Annotated in this window: 18 protein-coding genes; 8 read left to right on the top strand and 10 right to left on the bottom strand. The window is 63.1% G+C overall.

Going from position 1 to position 22,578, the window contains the following annotated elements; all coding sequences use genetic code 11:
- Positions 1 to 105 precede the first annotated feature (105 nt).
- The 4 genes from CNQ84_RS14325 to CNQ84_RS14310 are packed head-to-tail and all read right to left on the bottom strand — an operon-like array spanning position 106 to position 3,182.
- Positions 106 to 1,470 carry a 4Fe-4S binding protein gene (locus CNQ84_RS14325; RefSeq protein ID WP_096005527.1) on the bottom strand — a complete coding sequence of 455 codons (1,365 nt, stop codon included), beginning with the start codon at positions 1,468 to 1,470 and terminating at the stop codon, positions 106 to 108.
- Positions 1,467 to 2,297 (bottom strand): FTR1 family iron permease, encoded by an 831-nt coding sequence (locus CNQ84_RS14320; RefSeq protein ID WP_096005526.1) that lies wholly within the window; start codon positions 2,295 to 2,297, stop codon positions 1,467 to 1,469. Before CNQ84_RS14320 ends, CNQ84_RS14325 begins: the two co-directional genes overlap by 4 nt.
- A gap of 1 nt (position 2,298) precedes the next feature.
- Positions 2,299 to 2,643 carry a cupredoxin domain-containing protein gene (locus CNQ84_RS14315; RefSeq protein WP_096005525.1) on the bottom strand — a complete coding sequence of 115 codons (345 nt, stop codon included), beginning with the start codon at positions 2,641 to 2,643 and terminating at the stop codon, positions 2,299 to 2,301.
- 2 nt (positions 2,644 to 2,645) lie between these two features.
- Positions 2,646 to 3,182, bottom strand: a complete 537-nt coding sequence (locus tag CNQ84_RS14310) for an iron transporter (RefSeq protein ID WP_096005524.1) — start codon at positions 3,180 to 3,182, stop codon at positions 2,646 to 2,648.
- Positions 3,183 to 3,390: 208 nt separating this feature from the next.
- Between CNQ84_RS14310 and CNQ84_RS14305 the strand changes: the two genes are divergently transcribed.
- On the top strand, positions 3,391 to 4,353 hold the full coding sequence (locus CNQ84_RS14305) for a cytochrome-c peroxidase (protein ID WP_245841418.1): 963 nt from the start codon (positions 3,391 to 3,393) through the stop codon (positions 4,351 to 4,353).
- Positions 4,354 to 4,372: 19 nt separating this feature from the next.
- On the opposite strand, the gene CNQ84_RS14300 is transcribed toward CNQ84_RS14305, so the two are convergent.
- Entirely contained in the window at positions 4,373 to 5,002 is a 630-nt protein-coding gene (locus CNQ84_RS14300; RefSeq protein ID WP_096005523.1) for a TetR/AcrR family transcriptional regulator, read from the bottom strand.
- Positions 5,003 to 5,199: 197 nt separating this feature from the next.
- Between CNQ84_RS14300 and CNQ84_RS14295 the strand changes: the two genes are divergently transcribed.
- Together CNQ84_RS14295 and CNQ84_RS14290 are read left to right on the top strand one after the other, a co-directional pair.
- Positions 5,200 to 6,855, top strand: coding sequence for an AMP-binding protein (locus CNQ84_RS14295; RefSeq protein WP_096005522.1), 1,656 nt, complete (start codon positions 5,200 to 5,202; stop codon positions 6,853 to 6,855).
- A gap of 35 nt (positions 6,856 to 6,890) precedes the next feature.
- A complete protein-coding gene (locus CNQ84_RS14290) occupies positions 6,891 to 7,325 on the top strand; it encodes a nuclear transport factor 2 family protein (RefSeq protein ID WP_096005625.1) in 435 nt (144 codons plus the stop codon).
- 27 nt (positions 7,326 to 7,352) lie between these two features.
- Here CNQ84_RS14290 and CNQ84_RS14285 read toward each other — a convergent pair whose 3' ends face one another.
- The 5 genes from CNQ84_RS14285 to CNQ84_RS14265 form a co-directional block, all read right to left on the bottom strand.
- Positions 7,353 to 9,212 carry an Lnb N-terminal periplasmic domain-containing protein gene (locus CNQ84_RS14285; RefSeq protein ID WP_096005521.1) on the bottom strand — a complete coding sequence of 620 codons (1,860 nt, stop codon included), beginning with the start codon at positions 9,210 to 9,212 and terminating at the stop codon, positions 7,353 to 7,355.
- A gap of 71 nt (positions 9,213 to 9,283) precedes the next feature.
- On the bottom strand, positions 9,284 to 9,772 hold the full coding sequence (locus CNQ84_RS14280) for a DUF3015 domain-containing protein (protein WP_096005520.1): 489 nt from the start codon (positions 9,770 to 9,772) through the stop codon (positions 9,284 to 9,286).
- Positions 9,773 to 9,991: 219 nt separating this feature from the next.
- Complete coding sequence (locus tag CNQ84_RS14275; RefSeq protein ID WP_096005519.1) at positions 9,992 to 11,176, bottom strand: MFS transporter; 1,185 nt, start codon at positions 11,174 to 11,176, stop codon at positions 9,992 to 9,994.
- A 167-nt stretch (positions 11,177 to 11,343) separates the two neighbouring features.
- Positions 11,344 to 15,579, bottom strand: coding sequence for a PAS domain-containing hybrid sensor histidine kinase/response regulator (locus CNQ84_RS14270; protein WP_096005518.1), 4,236 nt, complete (start codon positions 15,577 to 15,579; stop codon positions 11,344 to 11,346).
- The gene (locus tag CNQ84_RS14265; RefSeq protein WP_096005517.1) at positions 15,579 to 17,285 is read right to left on the bottom strand and encodes a two-component system response regulator; all 1,707 of its coding nucleotides are present in this window, start codon (positions 17,283 to 17,285) and stop codon (positions 15,579 to 15,581) included. The genes CNQ84_RS14270 and CNQ84_RS14265 overlap by 1 nt, the downstream gene beginning before the upstream one ends.
- Before the next feature lie 445 nt (positions 17,286 to 17,730).
- Between CNQ84_RS14265 and CNQ84_RS14260 the strand changes: the two genes are divergently transcribed.
- Genes CNQ84_RS14260 through biuH form a run of 5 tightly spaced genes read left to right on the top strand, consistent with a single transcriptional unit; the run spans position 17,731 to position 22,578 of the window.
- Positions 17,731 to 18,840: a BMP family ABC transporter substrate-binding protein gene (locus tag CNQ84_RS14260; protein WP_096005516.1), complete on the top strand. Its 1,110-nt coding sequence runs from the start codon at positions 17,731 to 17,733 to the stop codon at positions 18,838 to 18,840.
- An 8-nt stretch (positions 18,841 to 18,848) separates the two neighbouring features.
- Positions 18,849 to 19,955 (top strand): ABC transporter permease, encoded by a 1,107-nt coding sequence (locus CNQ84_RS14255; RefSeq protein WP_096005515.1) that lies wholly within the window; start codon positions 18,849 to 18,851, stop codon positions 19,953 to 19,955.
- Positions 19,948 to 20,868, top strand: a complete 921-nt coding sequence (locus CNQ84_RS14250; RefSeq protein WP_096005514.1) for an ABC transporter permease — start codon at positions 19,948 to 19,950, stop codon at positions 20,866 to 20,868. Before CNQ84_RS14255 ends, CNQ84_RS14250 begins: the two co-directional genes overlap by 8 nt.
- A gap of 9 nt (positions 20,869 to 20,877) precedes the next feature.
- The gene (locus CNQ84_RS14245) at positions 20,878 to 21,885 is read left to right on the top strand and encodes a formamidase (protein WP_096005513.1); all 1,008 of its coding nucleotides are present in this window, start codon (positions 20,878 to 20,880) and stop codon (positions 21,883 to 21,885) included.
- Between the two features lie 3 nt (positions 21,886 to 21,888).
- A complete protein-coding gene (gene biuH / locus CNQ84_RS14240) occupies positions 21,889 to 22,578 on the top strand; it encodes a biuret amidohydrolase (protein ID WP_096005512.1) in 690 nt (229 codons plus the stop codon).

Raw genomic sequence — 22,578 nt, 5'->3', positions numbered from 1 at the left:
GAGATACGAATGATAATTGTCAATAAATCAGTGTTTTTTCACCGTTTCATCAACAGCCCTGACAGTGTTCTAGCCCGTCATGGGAGGCATCAGTATCGGCTGTGTTCACCAGACCCAGAATTGCAGGTACCAGAGAAAAGCCAGAGCGGTGTTGCTTGCTAGCAGGGCCAGCAGGGGCACCGCGCGGCGCACGGGTGGTAAGCGCTTACAGATCCGCCAGCCAAGCCACAGACTCCAGCACAGCGCGCCCAGCAGCAAGGCCGCCCGTGCACTGGGCACCCAGGCCAGCAGCAGGCCTTCGTAGCGCAATAGCTTGACCGTGGTGGAGGACAGCCCGAGAAACAGGCCGGCAGCGCCAATCGGAAGAAGGCACAGGGCCAGTTGCTCTGCCAGCGGGCTGCCGCCACCGGCCAGGCGTGCCGCGCCAGACAGCAGACCCTGCAGCAGCCCGCCCAGCAGCAGCGCCGTGGAGCCTAGGTACAGGCAGATGCTAAAGCCGTCGAGCCAGCTGAAGGCATCGTTGACCTCGGGGTAATGTGTCAGCAGCCACCAGGGGGCGCCAGTGTGCAGCGGCCAGAAGATGTCGTGATTGATCAGCCATTCCGCCAGCCGCTGTTTGAGCAGGACAAACCAGGGACTAAGAGTCCATTGGAAGGCGCCTAACGCCAGCCCGATAACGCCGTACAGCAGTAAGCGGACATCCCAGCGATGGCTGCCGTCTGCGCCCAGTTCGATGATCTCGCTATTGCACGAGCGGGCGATCAGTTGGACCGCATCACGCTGCCCGCTGCAGCGTCCGCAGGCGTGACAGGCCGAAGCGCTGCGCATGCGCCGAATGTCTATTAGCGGTGCGCAGTTGGGGGTAGGCAGGTGCGGCTGTGGATTTGCCTGCCAGCGTGTCTCGTTGACCGCGTAGTGCACCGGAGCTAGCTTGGCCAGCAGGGCAAAGACGCCACTTACCGGGCACAAATGGCGACACCAGACACGTTTGCCTCGACCATAGAGCAGCCCCGTCAGCATGGCTGCCAAGGTGGAGCCGCCCAAAATCAGCAGTGCAGCCTGGGCGTAGTCGTAGACACTGATTAGCTGGCCGTACAGAGTAGTCAGCAGAAAACCCACGGTTGGCCAGCCGCCCCAGCGCATCCAGCGTGGCACGCCCTTGCCGCGCCCGTAGTGGCTGGCCCACTCGCTAAGTGAACCTTCCGGGCACAGCAGGCCGCACCAGAGGCGGCCAAACAGCAGGATGGACAGCAGCACAAAGGGCCACCAGATACCCCAAAACACGAACTGTGCCAGCAGGGTCAGGTTGTCCAGCATGTGCGCGTTGTTGTCTGGCAGCGGCAACAGTGCCGGCACTACCAGCAAGGTCGCATACGCGGCCACGACCAGCCATTGCAGACGGCGGATCAGACGGGCATGACGGCGCAGCCAGTGACCAATCAGGGTCAGACGGGACGTTGCGGTAGTCATACCGATAGCTGGCCAGCGTAGCGCACACGCCTTGCGTGACAGCCCCACCAGGCCAGCAGCCAGTAGCTTGCAAGCATAAGCAGGCCCGGCAGAGGGGGATGGGCACGGTAGCCGGTCAGGCTGGCAAACAGCGCGCCGGCACGAGAGCTGTCGTCCAGCAGGGTGCTGCTGTCCCACATCGCATTGCCCAGCCAGTCATAGGCAGCAGCGGGCAATTCCAGCCCCATCAGCAAGCTGCTGGCGCGGTCGACGGCACTCATCAGCATCGCTCCGCCAAGCAGGGTCAGCAACAGAGTGCTGAGCTGGAAAAAACGTCGCCAATTCAACAGGCGACTGCCGCGTTGCAGTATGGCAAAGCTGAGTACGCCAACCAGCAAGCCGGTCAGCGCGCCGGTGAGCATGCCGGCACTGCCACTGCTGGCCGCAGCGCCATAGAGAAACAGGGCAATTTCGCTGCCTTCACGGGCAATCGCCAAGGTCGCTAGTAGAGCTACAGCCCCCGGATGGCTGGGCGCGCTGCGGCTTTGTGGCGTGGCATTGCTACCCGCCATCCAGATCACCATTTGCAGTACCAACGCGCTGGCCACTGCGGCCATGGCCACTTGAAACCACTCGCCCGCCGGACCGCTTAGCGAGGTACCAGCCAGTAACATCAGGGCAGCCAGCAGCAGGGCCAGTCCAGTGCCCGCCAGGACGCCAAGCCAAAGAGCTCGCTTGCCCTGGGGCCGGTGGCGTGCGGGTAAACGTTGCAGCCAGGCATACAGCAGCCCGATGACCAGTAGTGCTTCGACGCTTTCGCGCCATACAATCAACAGAGCCTGTGTCATGTCAGTGTGCTTCTATTATCCCTTCGGGCATATCCAGGTGAAATTCGTCAAAGAAGCTGTACCGGCCGGGGCGTAGAGGGTGGATGACCACGAATGAGCTAACGCCCGGCCCCAGCACCTTTTCTACCCGCAAGGCCAGGCTTTCAAACTCCACCGGGCCGTTACCTCGATTGTGCAGGTTGATCTTGAACCGCTGCCCTGCGGCTACTTGGATGACCGCTGGGTCAAAGGCACCGTCGCGGATTTCCAGCTCAACCGTGGGTAGTCCTCCGGCCAGCACGGCATTGGCGAAAAGTGAAAGCAGCAACGCAGCTACCGGAGTGGACAACGGCAGGGCACCGGCCATGTTCAGTAGCCGCCTTTCTTGCCGGTGCCAGCGTAAACAAAACTGTAGGTCAGCTCGCAGGGTTGGAACCAGGGAGCAACCCCTGTTTCGCGGTCGGTGTGACGGCCAAAGCTGTGATCATGGCCGGTGTCAGGTGGTGATACCTGTAGGGTCAGCTGATAACGCCCCGGGCCGTCCAGTTTGACGTTGTCGCCATAATGCGGCCCGTCGCTGGCGACCATGGCGTGAAAATCGCCGCTGATCAACTGCTCGCTGTCGTCACGCTGCAGGTGGTAGGCAATGCGCAGGTAAGGCACAAAGCTGCCTTCCTGAAAGCCATTGCGGTTGTCTTCCAGGGCGCTGATGTCGGCTTCCAGGTGTACATCGGACTCGGCTGCCGGACGCATCATGCCAGCCGGCTCCATCTCAATCGGTTGCAGGTATACCGCGCCCACCTCCATGCCACCACAGTGCTGCGGCGCGCCGATCGGATACTCGGCGGCGTGCAGGGCGCCGGCGCAGGTTAGCAGGCAAAACGGAATCAGTTTGAACAGGTGCATACAGGGCTCCATGGAGACAGAGAGAATGTCGATCAGCCTAGCGCTGTGGCTGAAAATGAAAACGATTCGCGCTAATTGTGCGGCGAATTAGCCATCGCGTATTTGACCTGGGTCAGTAAGCTGTTGCCGTCATTTATCCATGATCTTTATATTGTTAATGGGCAGGCAGCCGAGGTGGCATATGAAGATCCGTGTATTGCTCCTGTGTATGGCCGGCATCGCACCGGCGATGGCGATGACGCCGAACAACGAACCTATCCAACCCATTCTGCCCGCGCAGATAACCGACCCGGCCAAGGTTGAGCTGGGCAAACAGCTGTTTTTTGACCCGCGTCTGTCGCGCTCGGGTTTCATTTCCTGCAACTCCTGTCACAACCTGAGCATGGGCGGCAGCGACAACCTGCAAACCTCCATTGGGCACAACTGGCAGCAGGGCCCGATCAACTCGCCGACGGTACTTAACTCCAGCCTGAACGTGGCGCAGTTCTGGGACGGCCGCGCCGCAGACCTCAAGGAGCAGGCTGCCGGACCGATTGCCAACCCGGGCGAGATGGCGTTTACCCACACCCTGGCGGTCGATACCCTGCGCTCGATTCCGCAGTACAGCGAGGCGTTTGCCCGGGTCTACGGTGTGCAGCAGATCACCATCGACGAGGTGACCGATGCCATCGCCGAGTTCGAGGAAACCCTGGTCACGCCCTTCTCGCGCTTTGATCGCTGGTTGCTGGGTGACACTCAGGCGATGACGGAGGACGAGCTGCGCGGCTATCAGCTATTCAAGGACACCGGTTGCGTGGCCTGTCATAACGGCCCGGCTGCCGGTGGCAACAGCTTTCAGAAAATGGGGCTGGTCAGCGCCTATGAAACCGCCAACCCGGCCGAGGGGGTTGCCGGGCTGACTGGCCAGGACGCGGATCGCTTCAAGTTCAAGGTGCCGACCCTGCGCAATGTCGAGTTGACCTACCCCTACTTCCACGATGGCGCCTACTGGACGCTGGAAGAGGCGGTTGACGTGATGGCGCGGCTGCAGCTGGGGCGCCAGCTGGGCGACGAGGATATTGCCAGTATTACTGCCTTCCTCAAGACCTTGACCGGCCAGCAACCCAGCTTTGCGTTGCCGATTCTGCCGCCGTCCAACAACGCTACGCCACGGCCGAAACCCTTCGAGTAGAGCGCTCCGCTGATGCGGGTTACGGCGCTGGCGGTGTGCAGCTGGCAGCCAGCGCAGCAAAGCCCTGCAGGGTGCGGTCAACAAAGCGCTCGTCGCTGTGTTCGGCTGCGCCCGGCAGCAGGCCGTGGATGACCAGCGAGGTCAGCCCATGGGTGTAGGACCAGGCGGCGACCGATGCCTTGCGCACCTCCGCGCTGTCCAGCTCCTGGCCGAGCGTATCGGCCACCATGCGCTTGAGCTCACCGAAAGCGGCCAGCCGTTCGCGCTGCAAGACCGGAATCATCGTCTCGTCGGTGAACTCAGGGCCGAACATCAATTGATAGAGCGCCGGATTACTGCGCGCAAAGTGCAGATACGCGAGGCTGCCGGCGCGCAGCTTGTCCAGCCCGGAGCCGTTGCTGTAGGCGCGTTGCAGTGCACCAGCCAGCTCGGAGAACCCTTGCGCGGCAAGCTGGCCGACCAGCTCGTTGCGGTTCTGGAAATGGTGATAGGCCGCGGTCGCGCTCACACCCACGCGCTCCGACACTGCACGCAATGACAGCTTGGTTGGTCCTACCTCTTCCAGCAAGGCGCGGGCTGCTGCCAGCAGCTGCGGTGCCAGGTTACCGACGTGGTAGGTGTCGCGTGCGCGTTTCGCGGGCTTTGCCATAAGCGGGTTCTCTGCGAGCGGTCAGGTTGAGCAGGCCGGCATCTTAACATGAGCAAGTATCTTGACATTGATAAGATTGCTCCGTACTTTCCTTTCAGCTGTTGAGCGAGACGACTACCAAGAGCCGCCGCGGCAGCGTCCGATCTTATCTTAACGCTGATAAGTTTGCGGCGCGCCGCACTTCAAGGAGCCTGTGCATGACCGAAAGCCGTTTGTGGGAGCGCCGCTATCCACCCGCACTGCAGAACTATCAGTTGGCGCCCGAGCTGCTGCAGGGCAACCTGGCGCAATGGCCGGCGCTGTTGGCTGAGCGCTACGGCGATAGCCCGGCCTTCACCCTGGTACTACCCAACGGCCTGACTGCCGATCTGTCCTTTCGCCAGGTACATGCGTTGTCGGACCAGTTTGCTGCCTGGCTGATCGATGAGCAGAAGATGCAGGTGGGGGAGGTGGTCGCGATTCAGCTGCCGAACAGCCTGCATTACCCGATCGCGGTGCTGGGCGCGTGGAAGGCCGGGTTGATCGTGACCAATGTGAACCCGCTGTATACCGAGCGCGAGGTTCGCAATCAATTGGCTGACAGCGGCGCGCGCTTGCTGATTGCCTGTGACCTGTTCGTTGAGCGCGCTGCGCCGGTGGTGCAGGCGTTAGGTATTGCCCTGCTGACGACCAGCCTGGGTGACTTCTTCCCGCCGGAGGTTGGGCGGGCAATTGCTGCGCAGGCGGGTGTGGATGTGGCCGGTTTGCCCCGTGTTGTCGATGCATTGGCCGCCGGAGCGGCGCTACCGCTGCCTGCCTATCGCGCCAACCCGGTAGCGCTCTATCAGTACACCGGCGGTACCACCGGGCGCAGCAAGGGCGCGGTGCTGACCCACGCCAATCTGCAGGCGGTGTTGCAGATGGCCGAGGACTACATCACCGGTTTCGGCATGCCTTTCGCGCCGGGTGATGTGATTCTCACGGTGCCGCCGCTGTATCACATCTTCGCCTTCAACTTTAACTTCCTGCTGTTCTACCGCAGCGGTGGGCGCAATCTGCTGGTGCCCAATCCGCGCCCGTTGAGCAACCTGCAGCCCGCGTTTGAGCAGTTTGCCGTGCAGTGGATGACCGGTGTCGACACCTTGTTTGCCGGCCTGCTGGCAGAGCCCTGGTTTCTGGCCAAACCGCCGGCGCTCAAGGCCGCGGTCTCCGGTGGCACGGCCCTGCGCCCAACCACCCAGGCGCGCTGGCTGGCTACCGCGGGGCAGATACTGGAAGGCTACGGGCTGACCGAAAGCAGCTGCTTTGTCGCCTTTAATCCGCCGGGTGAGCACTGCCGGCCCGGCACCGTAGGGTTGCCGCTGCCCGGGTGCGATGTACTGATTCGCGATGCCGCTGGCAACGCCTGCACAGTGGGTGAGCCGGGCGAGCTGCTGATTCGCGGCCCGCATGTGGTAGGCAGCTACCTGAATCGCCCGGATGAAAACCGAGAGGCGTTCTGCGATGGCTGGTTCAACACGGGTGACATCGCCGTGATGGACGAGCATGGCTATCTGCGCATTGTTGATCGCAAGAAGGACCTGATTCTGGTGTCGGGCTTCAACGTCTACCCAAACGAAGTGGAAGACGTGCTGGCCGAGCATCCGGATGTGGCTGAGGTCGCGGTGGTCGGGGTGCCCGATGACAGCACCGGTGAGGCGATTCGCGCCTTCGTTGCCCTGCGCAGTCCGGGCGTGTCGGCGGAGCAGCTGATCCTGCATTGCCGCGAACGGCTGACCGCCTACAAGGTGCCGCGGCAGATTCTGTTTGGCGAGCAACTGCCCAAGTCGCCTGTTGGCAAGATACTGCGCGCTGAGTTGCGCGCTGAACAATGACGGCCGCGCTGGCCACCTACAAGAAGGAAAACACCATGTCAGATCTGCAACTTCAACCGGCTGCAGCTGCCACGCTTGAGCATTGGCACCAGATGGTCGAGCGCAAGGACCTGGGCGAGCTGATCAGCCTGCTGGACGCCAAGGCCGTCTTTCGCTCGCCGATGGCGCACTCGCCGTACCCGGGCGCCGAGGTGGTTTCGACCATTCTCAATACGGTGCTGCAGGTGTTCGAGAACTTTACCTATCATCGCCAGCTGGCGACCGGCGACGGCCTCAACGTGGTGCTGGAGTTCAGTGCTGAAGTGCATGGCCGTCAGCTCAAGGGTATCGACATGATTCGCTTCAACGAGGCGGGCAAGATCGTCGAGTTTGAGGTGATGGTGCGGCCGCTGAGCGGCTTGCAGGCGCTGGGCCAGGAAATGGGCAGCCGGCTGGCCAGCTATCTGGCGGCAGCCAAGGCCAAAGCCTGATACAGCGGGGCCGTGTGGCCCCGCTGCTCAGTAGTAGTACCAGCGCAGTTGCAGGGCGAACTCGGTCTGCGCTGCGCTGAACTGACTGAACTCTCGCGAAGCCTGCAGGCGTACGCCGAGATTGCGGACCAGCTCCCACTGCTGGGCCAGGTTCAGGCTGCGGCGCACCTCGCCGTTGTCGAAATAATCGGCCTGCGCCTCCAGCAGCAGATTACCCATCGGGTTACGCCAGAGCAGGCCGGCATCAAACCCGGCCGCAGCACTCAGCGGTGCATCAAAGTCGCGGTGATGCTCCAGACGCAGCGTTGCCATGCTGTAGCCCAGTACATTGTTCCACGGCTGCCAGGCAAAGCCGCCGCCGCCGTTGAGGTGCGGTACCAGACGGCGCTGCCCGTCTTCGCCGGCCACCCGCTCCCAGCCGGCTTCAACCTGCCAGGACCAGGGCTTGAGCAGGGCGCTGCGTGGCGTCAGCGAGCGAATGTTGACCAGGCCAAACTCTTCCAGCTGCCAGTGGTTGCCTTCGTACTGGCGCAGCTTGATGTCACCCAGCTCGATCTGCGCACCCAGCGGGAAGCCGGCCAGATTGTCGGCCAAGTCGTGGTAGGCCATGCGCAGGCCGTATTCGGCAAAGGCGCGGCCCTCGCGGCTGCCGGCGGCGAGTTGCCAGGTTCGCGACTCGTGGCCATATTCCGGGTAGGTCGGTGTCTCGATGGCCAGCGCCGGCGGCGGGTTGCGGTTGATTGCCTGCAGTATCTGGTAGCTGCGCGCGGCGTTGGCGCTGTCGCGCTGCTGGCCGGCGGCCTCGTAACGCACCAGACGGTAGGCGGCTTCCTGAATCAATGCGCGCCGCGCAACCGGCAGCGCCTGGTATGCGTCGTCCTGCAGCACGGCCTCGTCGTCGGCCAGCTGACGTACCCAGCGTAGCTCGTCAGCGTCCAGCGGTGCGGCGCGGGCCAGTAGCTCGCGCTCACGCGAGGGGCGGTAGTTGACGTCGCTGATCATGCCTGCCTCGCGCACGGCGCGCACGGTATCGGCAGGGATCGCGGTCAGCGGAAACTGCTCGGTCAGGCGCAAGCCGGGTCGAGCGACTTCCAGCAGCTCGAGCAGGCGATAGGAGCAGTTCTCGTCGAAGAAGAAGTAGTCAAAGATGACCTGACGCAGCTCCCAGACATGCTCGACCATACGCGCGGTTTCTTCCGGGCTCAGGTCCAGCTGGTACTCCCACAGGTCGCGGTTTTCCAGACGACTGTATTCGCCGATCTTGTCACGGTAGGGCAGCAGCGAAAACTGTCCCGGGTAGCCGCCGGCCAGCCCTTTCCAGGCGTACAGCATGCTGTTGTCCATGCTCTCGACCATGGCGCCAAAGTTGAGGGCGTAGGTCAGCAGGCTGGTGCCGCTGGCCTGAGTGTCGGGCGAATCAATGCGCAGCAGGGTGTGGCCGAACATCGAGGAGGGGCTGTTCAGGTAGGCATCCGGGAACACCAGCACGGTCGCGTGCGGATTGATGTCCTCATACCACTCTCGGTACTCGCTGCACTCGGGTGTCGGTAGCCCGGTCAGCTGCAACTGCTCGCTTAGCCAGCGGGTGCGCGATGGATAGCGGCACTGGGCGTGCTGGTTGGGATCGTCTCCAACGGGAGCGTACAGCGCTTGCAGGGTGGCCTGCAGCTCACTGCTCGGGTTGCTGGCGCCATCGGCAGCCAGAAAGAAACTGTCGTCATCGACATAGCTGCGCCACCCGCTGAAGCGACCGGGCTGGTAGTGCCCAAGGTTCAGCCAGTGGCGCTCTGTCGCCAGGGCCTGCAGCTGACTGTCGGTCACCGTGGGTGCAGCATGCACACCAAGGCTGATGCTGCCGAGCAGCAGGGGGATCAGGCGTTTGAGCATGGGAGGGGATAGCAGCAGAGGGAGGAAAAACAGAGCCGGCAAGTGCCGGCTCCGGGATCAGCCGTGACTGATTATGCCTGTTCTGCGTACTTGGCCAGGATCGGGTCCTTGCTCATCAGGCTCAGGGTAGTGGCGTGAACCTGCTCGGCGGTCACGTCGGCACTCGGGAAGATCTCGCTGAAGTGCGCGTGGGTCACCGCAGCAAAGTGGTCGCGGTCTTCAACGTCGATACCCAGTACGACGGCGTAGGTGGTCAGCGCTTCGCCTTCACCGCGGGCAACGTCTTCAGACAGCTCGCTCATGATGCTGCTCAGGACCAGCATGGGCTTGCCGTTGTAGGCCAGACGACCGCTGGTGTCACAGCCGTTGGTGCCGGAGGTCATACCGAAGGTGGCGTTACCGGAGGTGCCGTTGGTGATGGAGGCAATCAGGTGTGAAGGCAGGCCGCTTTGACCTTCAAACAGCATGTTGCCCCAACCGCAACCGGGGCCGCCCGGTGCAACAGCAAAGACATTCATGGAGGCAGCAGCGAGGACAGTACCAATCAGGATCCGTTTCATGATGGGAGTTTCCATTTTTTTAGGTGGAGCCGGGAATCTAACAAGGCTGATACCTGTGTTGCAATTAGATGACAGCTGCGCGGCCGCTGGATGTCGACTGGTTGGCTGAAATACCGCGCAACTTGGCCGATAGACGGCTCTGTTCCGGTCATTGCAGAGTGAAATGGCACCAGCGATAGGTTGCTGCTGGACGATAGCCGTTCGTCGTTTTGCTGTGTGCTAAGACGTTGCCCGGTTACCCATCAGCATGGCCGCTGCAGCGAGCAGTAGCGGGGCAAGTGAAACCCAGAGTACCAAGTCCCAGCCGTGGGCGGTCAGCAGGCCGCCGGAGGAGAAGGAGCCGATAGCCATGGTGCTGAACACGATAAAGTCGTTGAGTGCCTGGACTCTGGTTCGCTCTTGCGGCCTGTGGCACTCCAGCACCATGGCCGAAGCGCCGACGAATCCGAAGTTCCAGCCTACTCCCAGCAGGATCAGCATCAACCAGAAGTGCGCCACGTCGACGCCGGCCAGACCGACCAGCGTTGAAGCGCCGGTCAGCAGTAACCCGAAGCTGACAATGCGGCTGGCGCCAAAGCGCGTGATCAGTCGGCCGGTAAAGAAGCTTGGGGCGTACATGGCGATCACGTGCCATTGCAGGCCCAGGTTGGCGTTCTCCTGTGAATGTCCGTGCATGTGCATGGCCAGCGGTGCGGCGGTCATCAAAAAGTTCATCAGCATGTAGGAGACCGCGCCGCAGGTCACGGCCATCACAAAGCGTGGCTGGCGCACCAGCTCGGCCAGGCGTCGTCCGCCACCGGCCACTTCTTCGGCGGTTGGCAGTGGCAGCCGGACGCCAGCCAGCACCAGCGCCGCGAGCGCTGCGACCAGCGCTTGGGCGATGAAGGTGATTACGAAGGTGTGTGGTGGCCACAGGTACATGGTGCCGGTGACAAGCTGTGGGCCAATGACGCCTGCGGCCACGCCGCCAGCCATGACCAGCGACAAGGCTCGTGGACGCATGGCCGGTGCAACGCAGTCGGCGGCAGCAAAGCGGAACGACAGCACCACGGCGGCGTAGGCGCCGCCGAAGAAGGTGGCGACGCAAAACAACCAGAATGCCCCCCAGAATACCGACAGCGCCGCGATCAGGCCGCCGGCCACACCGCAGGCACTGCCCCAGAGAAAGGCCGCGCGGCGACCATAGCGGCGGGCGATGACCCCACTGGGCGGTATGCAGGCCGCCATGCCGACGACAAACAGCGAGATTGGCAGGGTCGACAGGGCCGAATCCGGTGCCAGTTGGGCGCCGATGATGGCGCCGATGGCGTAGATCACTGCGGCGTTGGCGCCGGCCAGCGCCTGGGCAATGGCCAGACGGGCTACGTTGCTGCGCGCCAGGCGCGGGTCAAAATCGGCGGTCATGCGGGCTGTCCATTTAGTCGCTGAGACTCAGGCGGTACGGTGGTGTTGCCGGGAGACTATAGGGGTAGTGGCGCTGGCTGTCTTTCGATTAAATGCCAACCTATCAATAGAAGCGGCCAAAAGGGGCGAGCATGCTGGAGTGGCTGCGGAGCGACAGAGCTACGTCCTTATTGCAGCCGCTGCTCCAGCGCCGTTACCTCTGCTTGCAGGCGTTGCACGCTGCGATCCAGTTCGGCGTACAGCTCGTCGATCCAGCCGGGCTCGGCCAGCGCGCTATCCGGGGCTTTCTGAAAGGCTTCCTCCAGCTCTGCGCAGCGGCGTGACAGGGCGCCTGCGCCCATGGTGCCGGAGCTGCCCTTGAGGGTATGCAAGTGCTGCAGAATGGCGTCGATGTTTGCCGCATCGGCGAACTCTTGCAGCTCGGCCACCAGCTTGCGCGTCTGCGCGGGAAATACCGAGAGCATCGAGCGCAGCAGGGTGAGTTTGCCGCCAAAGCGGCTAAGCAGAGCGTCGGGTGACTCCTGCCCGGCGTCGGTGGACGCTGGCGATGTTGGTTGCGCGGGTTGGTCGCTGCAGTGACGCAGGATGACGGTGACCAGCTTTTCCAGATCCACCGGTTTGCCGACATGGTCGTCCATGCCAGCCTGCAGGCAGGCGTCCTTGTCGGTTTGTGAGGCGTTGGCGGTCATGGCGATGATCGGCAGCGTCGAGCGGTTGCCGGCGGCGCGGATACGGCGGGTGGCCTCCAGGCCGTCGATGTCGGGCATCTGTATGTCCATCAGCACTGCGTCAAAGGCCGGTTCGCTCAGGGCCTGTCTCACGCCCTCAAGCCCGCCCTCGGCGAGGGCAACCTCGGCGCCTTCTCCGGCCAACAACTCGCTGGCCACCTGGCGGTTAAGGGCGTTGTCTTCGACCACCAGCAGGCGCAGTCCCTGTAGCCGGCGAGGTGCTTGCTCAATGCGGGGGGCGGGCTCGTCTGGGTCATTCTGCTCGGCGCGCAATAGGCTGGAGACCAGCTGCTGCGCGGTGATCGGCTTGGTCAGGAAACTGGCGAAGGGGGCGTGGCCGGTGCTGTGCTGCTCTGCCAGGACCTCGCGGCCGTGGGCGGTGACCATGATGATGGTGAATTGAGGCACGCGATCGCGCACCGCATCCTGAATCAGTCGTGCGGCTTCCAGCCCGTCCATTTCAGGCATGCGCCAGTCCATCAGCACGGCGTCGTAGGGCGGTTGTTTTTGCAGCACACGGCCAATCGCCTCGGCGCCGCTGCGCGCAACGTCAGCCTGCCAGCCCAGCTCGATGACCATCTGCTGCAGCATCTGCAGTGCGATGGGGTTGTCGTCGACCACCAGCAGGTGCTGGTCGCGCAGTTGTTCGCGGGCGCTGTCCTGCACGCTGCGCGGGCTGGCAATGGCCAGCTCCAGGTCAAACCAGAAGCGGCTGCCTTGGCCCGGCTGGCTTTCAACCTGCAGCTCGCCGCCCATCAGTTCTACCAGGCGCTTGCAGATCACCAGCCCCAGCCCGGTACCGCCAAAGCGTCTGGTGGTTGAGGCCTCGGCTTGGGTAAAGCCGTCAAAGATATGCTGTTGCTGCTCTTGGCTGATGCCAATGCCGGTATCGCTGACCGCGATACGCAGCTGCACATGGTCGTGCGTGCGGCCGAGCTGCTGAAGGCTGACAATGACCTGGCCGTGCTCGGTGAACTTCAGCGCGTTGCCCGACAGGTTGATCAGTACCTGCTGCAGGCGCAGGCTGTCGCCATGCACTACGGTCGGCAGGCTGCTGTCGATGTCAAACAGCACCTCCAGATCCTTCTCGCCCTGGTTGCCCGCCAGGACAACGGCCAGATCGCGCAGCAGCGGCTCGAGCTCAAAGTCGTGCAAGTCCAGATCCAGTTTGCCGGCTTCGATCTTGGAGTAGTCGAGGATGTCGTTGAGCAGCCCCAGCAGCGAGTGGGCTGCGCCCAGGGCCTTGAGTACGTAGTCGAGCTGGCGCGGATTCAGGCCCGTGCCCTGTACCAGTTTGAGCATACCCAGCACGGCATTCATCGGCGTGCGGATTTCATGGCTCATGTTGGCCAAAAAGGCGCTCTTGGCCTCGTTGGCGGCATCAGCCTGCTCTTTGGCTTCGCGCAGGTGAGCCTGTTGCTCAAGCTGCTCGGTGATGTCGCGGTTGATGCCGATGACCGATACCGGCTGGCCGTCGGCATCGCGTTCAACCTGCGCTTTGGCCTGAATGTGCAGCACCTTGCCACTGCTCTTGATGACGCGAAACTCCATGTCGAAGTCTGCCTCGCCTCGTACTGCCTGCTGCAGCCGGTGTTCCAGTGCGTCGGCGTCTTCGGGGAGCAGGCGCGCGCGCCAGTGGGCGTAGGTCAGGCCTTGTTCGTACTCGGCGCGGGAGTAGTCGTACAGCTCCAGCATGCGGTCATTCCACTGCAGCTGGCCACTGTCGGGGGTCCAGGACCAGATGCCCAGTTCGGCGACCTCGGCTGCCAGTTCCAGCTGGTCGCGGGCCGCCATGGTCTCACGGCTCAGGCGCAGTTCCTCGGACATGTCCAGCGCGATACCCAGGTAGCCAACCAAACCGCTGTCGGCGTCGCGCATGGCGGTCACCACCAGGGTTACGGTGGTACGGCTGCCGTCCTGGCGTACGTAGGTCCATTGGCGGCTCTCGGCGCCTTCGCGCTCCGGTTTGTGGACAAACACCCGGAAGCCTTCAATCGGCTCACCATACTCGCGACTCAGCTCGCGGCTGCGCGCCTCGATTTCTTCCGGTGCGTGAATAATCGCCGGTGTCTGCACTCCGATCATCTGTTCGGCGCGATAACCCAAGAGGTTCTCCGCACCTCGGTTGAAGAGCTGAATCACGCCCTGGGTGTCGGTGGCGATGATGGAGACTTCCGAGGCTGACTGCAGCACGTTGTTGAGCAGCACGTTGAGCTCGCGCAGTTCGCGGGTGCGCTCGCTGACCTGGCCTTCCAGGTTGGCGTTGAGTTCCAGAATGCGGGTTTCGGCGGCTTTTTGCGCCGAGATGTCGCGCAGCGTGCTGGAGATACCGCTGAGCTGGCCGCTGTTGTCCAGCAAGGGTGCTACCGAGCAAGACACATCAATCAGGTGGCCGTCGCGGTGGCGGCGGCGCGCCTGGAAGTGGTTTACCTGCTCGCCACGGGCGATGCGTAGCTGAATCGCCTGCTCCTCAGCGGTGCTCTGGGATGGCACGATCAGCTCCAGCAGCGAGCGGCCCACCGCCTGGTCCGCGCTGTAGCCGAAGATCTGTTCGGCGCCGCGGTTCCAGCTGACTACGTGGCCGTCCAGTGACTGGCCGATGATCGCGTCTGCCGAGCTGTTAACGATCGCCGCCAGCCGCGCCTGCTGGCTTTGCAGCTGGCGGTGGCGGTAGCGGTTGAGCTGCAGGGCGCTGGTCAGGGCTGCCAGCAGCAGACTGGCCAGTACGCCGGCGCTGGCGATCAGCCAGGGCGAGATCACCCCTTGAGCCGCGACAAAGGTAGGGCCGGCGCTTAACTCGATTTGCCAGTGACGACCGTAGACTTCGCGCTCAACACGCTGCAGCAGGCGCGGGTCGAGGCCCGCAGCCGGCGGATTACCGTGGTAGAAGGCAACCGGCTCACTGGCGTCGGTCACGTCGCTGAGGTGGATTTGCAGGCCCTGGCCTTCGAGTTGCAGCTGCAGGCCACTGAGTACCTCTTCGGTCAGCAGCGGGGCGTAGCTCCAGCCATAGCCTTCACGCAGACGGGCCTCGACGGTGTCCGGGGTGGCGGCGGTGCGGTAGATCGGCAGCAGGATAAGAAAGGATTGCAGCGGCTTGCCGGTGGCCTGCACCAGCGTGATCGGACCGGTCAGGCGGACTTCACCGCTGGTCAGCGCGGCCAGTGCAGCAGTGCGTCTGTTGGTTTCCGAGGCGATATCCAGGCCGATCGCCTGGCGGTTGCGATCCACCGGCTCGACGTACTCGATGATGTAGCGCTCATCGTCGTGCGGCGTTAACTGGCGCACGCTGAAGTCCGGCACGCCGTCGGCGCGGGCGCGGGCGATAAAGTCCGCTTCCTGTTCCATGGGCACCCGGCGAATGAAACCGAAGCCGCGCGCGCCCGGAAACTCGATGTCTTCGTCGCGGGTGCGAGCATAGTTGATGAACTGCTCCCGGCTGATGCCCCACTCGCCGCCGGTCAAAATTGCGCCGCGGGCGCCGCGCAGGCCGTATTGATACAGCTCGATGCGGGTGGTCACGGCCTTGGCGGCGCGTTCGGTAGCGGCGCTGAGCGCGTCATCGACGTGGCGCGTGTTGGCGCGTTCGAGCAACCAGCTGGCCAGCAGGGTACAGGCCAGGCCGGCGGCCAGGACCACCAGTGCTGTGCGATTGGAGGAGCGGGGGGTTGGCATCAACAGACCTGGTCGTCTCCGCGGGCGTTGGGTGGGCTTAGCTGTTGGCGCACCTGCTCAAAGGACATTGGCCGACAGTAATGATAGCCTTGCATCAACTCACAGCCCAAGGCCAGCAGCGCCTCGGCCTGGTCGGCGGACTCGACACCTTCAGCCACCAGCTCCAGCTCCAGGGCGTGGCCCATGCGCACAATGGCTTCGACGATGGCGGCATCGCTGCGATCACTCAGCATGTCGCGAATAAAGCTCTGATCAATCTTCAGTACGTCGATCGGTAGCTTTTTCAGGTAGCTCAGGCTGGAGTAGCCGGTGCCAAAGTCGTCGATGGCGATGCGCACCCCCATGCGCTTGAGCTCGGTCAGCAGGGTGTGGGTGCGCTCCATATCATGCGCCACCACACCTTCGGTAATTTCCAGCTCCAGCAGTTCGCCCGGCAGCCCAGTGTCCAGCAGGACCTCCTTGATCATCGACAGGAAGGATTCCTCGCGGAACTGCACCGCAGAGATGTTGACGCCCACGATCATGCGTTGCCCCGCGAGCTGCAGAGCACGGGCATCGGCGCAGGCCTGCAGCAGAACCTGCTTGCCAACCGGGATGATCAGCCCGGTCTCCTCGGCCAGCGGAATAAACTCGGCGGGGGACACCAACCGGTCACCGCGCCGCCAGCGCACCAGTGCCTCCATGCCGCAGCTGGTGCCATGCACAGCGTCATAGCGCGGTTGGTAGACCACGGTCAGCACACCGCTACTCAATGCCTCGCGCAGGTGCACCTCAAGCAGGTGGCGGGCGCGGGCGTTGACCTCCAGGTGGTGGGAGAAAAAGCGATAGCGGCCGCGCCCATTCTGCTTGGCCTGGTACATGGCTGCCTCGGCGTGTCGGAACAACACGTCGAGCGTACTGCCGTCGCCGGGGTATACGCTGATGCCGGCGCTGCAGGTCAGCTGCAGGCGATGACCGTCAATCTCAAGCGGCTGGGCGATGACATTCAGCAGGGCGTCGATGCGGTCGCCCAGGGCTTCGGAGTGGTCCAGTTCGGGAATCAGCAGCACAAACTCGTCGCCACTGTGACGGCTCAGGGTGTCGGTTACTTCGCAGTGACGCTGCAGCCGGCGCGCAATCTCGATCAGAATCTGATCGCCCATGCGGTGATCGATGGAGTCGTTGATGCCCTTGAAGTTATCCAGGTCAAGCAAGACCAACGCGGCCTGGTTGCCGGTCTCGCGTGCGCTTTGCAGGGTCTGCTCGGCGCGGTCGCGCAGCAGGGCCCGGTTAGGCAGGGCCGTCAGGTCGTCATAGTAGGCCAGACGGTTGGCCTCGGCGCGCAGGGCCAGGTGGGCCCGGGCGTGGGCATGCACAACCGGCAGGCTCAGTGGCTTCTGGATGAAATCGATACCGCCGTACTCCAGCGCCAGGATCTCGTAATCGGTCTGGGTGTGGGCGGTGACGAACACGATGGCCGCGTCGCAGATGCGCGGTGTGGCCTTGATGGCCTTGCACAGCTGAAAACCGTTCATACCCGGCATCTGAATGTCGAGCAGGATCAGATCCGGGCGATGGGCGTTGGCCAGCGCCAAAGCCGTTTCCCCGTCGTGGGCAATATGGATGTCTCCAAGGTCGGCAACAGCCTCCTGCAGCAGCAGGACGTCATTGGGCTGGTCGTCGACGATCAGGATGACAGGTACAGGGGTAAATCCGTTTTCACGCATGCACTGAATCCGTTGTCGCTGGTTGCGCCGCAATGGGTAGTGTCTTGGTCTGGAGACAGGGCGCGCAACTGGTCTTTAGATGCTTAACCTTAGCTGAGCCGTGCTGGTCTGTCGAAGCAAAACGCCATCGTTCGGTGGCGGCAGACTAGCCTCGTCTGGCCATCATCTGGTGACTGCGCGGCTGGCGCTGGCTGCGCCGGCGTCAAGCTGTTGTCTGGCGGCTAATTGCTAGCATTTGGTGCGCCCATTGCTAACTCGCACCAGGGCTGTGCAGAAACTGTCCCGTCATCGCGCCGCAGGGCGCAGAACTGGGTTTTAGAGCGGTGGCACGATCAATGCTTAGTGGTGTGCACATTGGTATACAAGCTGGTATTCAAATGTGCGCAGGCGCTCAGGTGTCGGTGCGCAGTGGATTGGCAGCGTCATCTTTATCAAGGAGCTATCCATGTCGAGCATTGACCGTCGTACCCTTCTCAAGCTGGTGGGCCTGATTGGCGCCACCGCCGCCATGCCGTTCAGTCTGGCGCGCGCTGCTGATCGCCCGCTGGTGGTGGGTTTCATTTATGTTGGCGCCCGTGACGACTTTGGCTACAACCAGGCGCACGCCGAGGCGGCCGCCATCATCAAGACGCTGCCGAATGTGGTGGTGATTGAAGAAGAGAACGTGCCTGAGACGGTGGCGGTGCAGAAGTCGATGGAAGCGATGATCCGTCAGGACGGCGCTACCCTGATTTTCCCGACCTCCTTCGGTTACTTCGACCCCCATGTCATCAAGATGGCCGAGCGCTTTCCGGATGTGCACTTCGCCCACTGCGGCGGCCTGTGGACCGAAGGCGTGCACCCGACCAATGCCGGCAGCTTCTTTGGTTACATCGACGAAGGCCAGTATCTGAACGGCGTGGTTGCCGGCTTTGCCAGCAAGACCAAGAAGCTCGGTTTTATCGCCGCCAAGCCGGTACCGCAGGTGCTGCGTAACATCAACGCCTTTACCCTGGGCGCGCGCTCGGTTGACCCGGAGATTACGACCACCGTGATCTTTACCGGTGACTGGTCCTTGCCGATCAAGGAAGCCGAAGCGGCCAACAGCCTGATCGACCAAAGCTGTGACGTGCTGACCTGCCACGTCGATGGCCCCAAGGTCATCGTGGAGACTGCCGAGAAACGCGGCGCCATGACCTGTGGCTATCACGCCGATCAATCCGCGCTGGCGCCCAACGGCTACCTGACCGGTGCCGAGTGGAACTGGGAAACCCCGTACCGCGCCCACGTGGCAACGTCGCAGGCAGGTCAGCCGATGATCAACTTCCTGCGGGGCGGCCTGAAGGAAGGCTTCGTCAAGACCTCGCCCTACGGGCCGCTGGTCAGCGATGAGGCCAAGGCACGCGCTGACGCTGTCAAAGCGGAGATGCTGGCCGGTGGGTACGCCATCTTCCGCGGCCCGCTGAAGGACAATCAGGGCAATGAGGTGATCGCCGCCGGCACGGCGCTGGGGCAGACCGATGTCGTGCTGGAGAGCATGGACTATCTGGTCGAAGGCGTACGCGGCCAGATTTGAGGTGGCTGATGAAACCTCGCAATGCGGTCTATCGGGCCGGGGGACTGTTACTCCCTGGTCTGCCAACCCTGCTCGCTGCGCTGACGACCTTTGTACTGTTCATGCTGTTTCTGGTGGTGCAGGGCAAGCCTGCCTGGCAGGCCTGTCAGCTGGTGGTGCAAGGGGCATTCGGCTCGGCCTTCGCCTGGGAAAACACCCTGCAACGTGCCGCGCCGCTGATGCTGGCGGCGCTCTGCGTGGCGCTGCCGGCGCGGGCCGGCTTGATCATTATCGGCGGTGAAGGTGCGCTGGTGCTGGGTGGGCTGGCCGCAGCGGTAACGCCGCTCTGGCTGCCGGGCTTGCCGGTGGTGCCCTTGCTGCTGTGCATGGCGCTGTCGGCGATGGTGGTCGGTGGGTTCTGGATCGGTCTGAACGGCTGGATGCGCCAGAAACGCGGCCTGAATGAAACCATCGGCAGCCTGCTGCTTTCCTACGTTGCCATCGCGATCTTCAATCAGTTGGTTGAAGGCCCGCTGCGCGACCCGGCCAGCCTTAACAAGCCCTCGACCATTCCGCTGGATGACAGCGTGATGATCGGCCCGATCAGTGACGCCTTTCAGGTGCACTGGGGGCTGGTGGTGGGGGTTATCGCCTGCTTACTTGCTCAGGTATTGGTGCGCAACAGCGTTACCGGTTTCTCGCTGCAGGTAGTCGGTGGCAACGTCCGCACCGCACGCATGATCGGCCTGCCGGTTGACCGGCTGGTGATTCTGACCTGTGTGCTGGGCGGCGCTTGCGCCGGCCTAGCCGGCATGTTTGAAGTGGCGGCCGTGCAGGGCAGTGCCAACGCGGCAATTATCGCCGGCTACGGTGCCAGCGGCATTCTGGTCGCCTTTGCGGCGCGGCAGAACCCGCTGGCAATCATTGTCTGCGCCATCCTGCTGGGCGGCATCGAGGCCAGTGGCAGTCTGCTGCAGCGCCGACTCGGCCTGCCGAACGCCACCACACTGATCCTGGAGGGGATTCTGTTTACCAGCCTGCTGGCCTGGGAAGCCTTGACCCCGCGCATCGTCGCCTGGCGCTTGCGTCTGAATGAGCGTGCCGAACAGACGCAGGGGGCGTTGCAACATGGCTGATCTTGATCTGGCGACGTTCTTTCTGGCCCTGCTGGCCGGTGCAATCCGGGTCGGTACACCGTTCATTTTTGTCAGCCTCGGCGAGTGCCTGACGGAGAAGAGCGGGCGCATCAACCTGGGTCTGGAAGGCATTCTGGTCAGTGGCGCGATGGCGGGGTACGCCGTGGCTTACCTGAGCGGTTCGGCCTGGACGGGCGTGTTGGCCGCCGGCGGCACCGGTTTGCTGCTCGGGTTGTTGCATGGGGCCATCTGTTCTTTGCCGCGGGTTAACGACATCGCGGTGGGTATCGCGCTGATGGTGCTGGGCACTGGCCTGGCCTTCTTCCTCGGCAAAAACTTTATCCAGCCACAGGCCCCGTCTTTGGTGGCCATCGGGCTGGGTGACTGGAGCGATGACGAGCGGGTGCGCTCGGCGCTCAGTATCAACGTGTTGTTCTTTATCGGCGTGGCACTGGCCTTTGCGCTTCATTGGGGCCTGCGTAGTACGCGCTGGGGTCTGATGCTGCGGCTGGTGGGTGACCATGCCGAATCGGCCCGTGCGCTGGGCTATCGCCCGGTGCTGGTGCGCATCGCGGCAACCGCTGCCGGTGGCTTTTTGGCCGGTATCGGCGGCGCCTACCTGTCGCTGTATTACCCGGGCAGCTGGAACGAAGGGCTGTCGAGCGGGCAGGGGATCATGGCGGTTGCGCTGGTGATCTTTGCCCGCTGGCAACCCATGCGCTGCCTGTGGGCGGCGCTGCTGTTCGGCGCTGCCGGGGCCATCGGCCCGGCGTTACAGTCGGTCGGCATCAGTACCGGCTACTACCTGTTTGCTGCTGCGCCCTACGCGCTCACGCTGGCAGTGATGTTCATCACCTGCCGGCCCAATCAAACCCTGAGCGGCGCCCCCGGCGAGCTCAGTCTGACTCGATAGGAGATACCCATGTCCAGTGGTCTTGGTGGTCTTAACAAGTCGCCGAACGGTGTTGTCATCGGTCTGGCGCAACTGGCATTGCCTGATCCGCATACCCGCGCCGAACTCTGGGAGCAGACCCAGAAAGTCGTTGCCATGGTTGGCAAGGCGCGGCGCAGTGTGGCCGGAATGGATCTGATCGTCTTCCCGGAATACTCGCTGCACGGCCTGTCGATGGATACCTCCGACGACATCATGTGCACCCTCGATGGCCCGGAAGTCAGCGCCCTGCGTCAGGCCTGCGTCGATAACGCAATCTGGGGCTGCTTCTCGATCATGGAAGCCAACCCCAACGGCAACCCCTACAACAGCGGCATTATCGTCAACGACCAGGGCGAGATTCAGTTGTATTACCGCAAGCTGCATCCGTGGGTCCCGGTCGAGCCGTGGGAGCCGGGTAATCTTGGGATTCCGGTCTGTGACGGACCCAAGGGCAGCAAGCTGGCGCTGATCATCTGCCACGACGGCATGTTCCCCGAGATGGCCCGAGAATGTGCTTACAAGGGCGCGGAAATCATGATCCGCACCGCCGGCTACACCGCACCTATCCGTCATTCCTGGCAGATCACCAACCAGGCCAACAGCTTCTGCAACCTGATGCAGACCGCCAGCGTGTGCATGTGCGGCTCCGACGGCACCTTCGACTCCATGGGCGAGGCGATGTTTGTCGACTTTGACGGCACGCCGATGGCGGTAGGGGGCGGCCGCGCCGACGAGATTGTCAGCTGCGAAATGCGCCCGGACCTGGTACGCGAAGCGCGCATTCACTGGGGCGTGGAAAACAACATCTATCAGTTCGGCCACCGCGGTTACACGGCGGTCAAGGGCGGCGCGCAGGACGCACCCTACAGCTACATGCACGACCTGGTCGCCGGCCAATACCGGCTGCCCTGGGAAGACCAGGTGGTCCACACCGACGGTACCTCCTGCGGCTTCGACACGCCCGAACGCACCTATCAACCGGCTGAGGAGCACTGAGCCATGACCGAACGCTATCTTGAGTCTGCGCCCTATCCCTGGCCCTACAACGGCAACCTGACGCCGGAAAATACGGCGTTGATCGTGATCGATATGCAGACCGATTTTTGCGGCAAGGGCGGCTACGTCGACTCGATGGGCTATGACCTGTCGCTGACCCGTGCCCCGATCGAGCCGATCAGCCGGGTATTGGAGGTGCTGCGTGAGCAGGGCTTCTGGATCATTCACACCCGTGAAGGCCACCGCCCGGACCTGTCTGATCTGCCGGCCAACAAACGCTGGCGGTCGCAGCGCATTGGCGCCGGTATCGGTGACACCGGCCCCTGCGGGCGCATCCTGGTGCGCGGCGAGCCCGGCTGGGAAATCATCCCCGAGCTGGCGCCGCTGGACGGCGAGATCATCATCGACAAGCCCGGCAAGGGCTCGTTCTGCGCCACGGATCTGGAGCTGATCTTGCGTACCCGGGGCATCGAAAACATCATTCTGGCCGGCATCACGACAGACGTATGCGTGCATACCACCATGCGCGAGGCGAATGACCGCGGCTTCGAGTGCATCCTGTTGGAAGACTGCTGCGGCGCGACCGACCACGCCAACCACCTGGCGGCCTTGAGCATGGTCAAGATGCAGGGCGGCGTGTTCGGCGCGATTGGCGACTCGACCATGCTGATCGACTGCCTCAAGCGGAGCTGA

The organism is Pseudomonas abyssi (assembly GCF_002307495.1).
Taxonomy (GTDB): Bacteria; Pseudomonadota; Gammaproteobacteria; order Pseudomonadales; family Pseudomonadaceae; genus Halopseudomonas; species Halopseudomonas abyssi.
The sequence above is the reverse complement of the archived record's forward strand: the minus strand, read 5'-3'. Positions and strand labels throughout refer to the sequence as shown.

Bases quoted from the DNA above. Each gene is read 5' to 3' on its own strand.
- CNQ84_RS14325 (WP_096005527.1), bottom strand. From the start codon at position 1,470: ATGACTACCGCAACGTCCCGTCTGACCCTGATTGGTCACTGGCTGCGC.
- CNQ84_RS14320 (WP_096005526.1), bottom strand. From the start codon at position 2,297: ATGACACAGGCTCTGTTGATTGTATGGCGCGAAAGCGTCGAAGCACTA.
- CNQ84_RS14315 (WP_096005525.1), bottom strand. From the start codon at position 2,643: ATGGCCGGTGCCCTGCCGTTGTCCACTCCGGTAGCTGCGTTGCTGCTT.
- CNQ84_RS14310 (WP_096005524.1), bottom strand. From the start codon at position 3,182: ATGCACCTGTTCAAACTGATTCCGTTTTGCCTGCTAACCTGCGCCGGC.
- CNQ84_RS14305 (WP_245841418.1), top strand. From the start codon at position 3,391: ATGGCCGGCATCGCACCGGCGATGGCGATGACGCCGAACAACGAACCT.
- CNQ84_RS14300 (WP_096005523.1), bottom strand. From the start codon at position 5,002: ATGGCAAAGCCCGCGAAACGCGCACGCGACACCTACCACGTCGGTAAC.
- CNQ84_RS14295 (WP_096005522.1), top strand. From the start codon at position 5,200: ATGACCGAAAGCCGTTTGTGGGAGCGCCGCTATCCACCCGCACTGCAG.
- CNQ84_RS14290 (WP_096005625.1), top strand. From the start codon at position 6,891: ATGTCAGATCTGCAACTTCAACCGGCTGCAGCTGCCACGCTTGAGCAT.
- CNQ84_RS14285 (WP_096005521.1), bottom strand. From the start codon at position 9,212: ATGCTCAAACGCCTGATCCCCCTGCTGCTCGGCAGCATCAGCCTTGGT.
- CNQ84_RS14280 (WP_096005520.1), bottom strand. From the start codon at position 9,772: ATGAAACGGATCCTGATTGGTACTGTCCTCGCTGCTGCCTCCATGAAT.
- CNQ84_RS14275 (WP_096005519.1), bottom strand. From the start codon at position 11,176: ATGACCGCCGATTTTGACCCGCGCCTGGCGCGCAGCAACGTAGCCCGT.
- CNQ84_RS14270 (WP_096005518.1), bottom strand. From the start codon at position 15,579: ATGCCAACCCCCCGCTCCTCCAATCGCACAGCACTGGTGGTCCTGGCC.
- CNQ84_RS14265 (WP_096005517.1), bottom strand. From the start codon at position 17,285: ATGCGTGAAAACGGATTTACCCCTGTACCTGTCATCCTGATCGTCGAC.
- CNQ84_RS14260 (WP_096005516.1), top strand. From the start codon at position 17,731: ATGTCGAGCATTGACCGTCGTACCCTTCTCAAGCTGGTGGGCCTGATT.
- CNQ84_RS14255 (WP_096005515.1), top strand. From the start codon at position 18,849: ATGAAACCTCGCAATGCGGTCTATCGGGCCGGGGGACTGTTACTCCCT.
- CNQ84_RS14250 (WP_096005514.1), top strand. From the start codon at position 19,948: ATGGCTGATCTTGATCTGGCGACGTTCTTTCTGGCCCTGCTGGCCGGT.
- CNQ84_RS14245 (WP_096005513.1), top strand. From the start codon at position 20,878: ATGTCCAGTGGTCTTGGTGGTCTTAACAAGTCGCCGAACGGTGTTGTC.
- biuH (WP_096005512.1), top strand. From the start codon at position 21,889: ATGACCGAACGCTATCTTGAGTCTGCGCCCTATCCCTGGCCCTACAAC.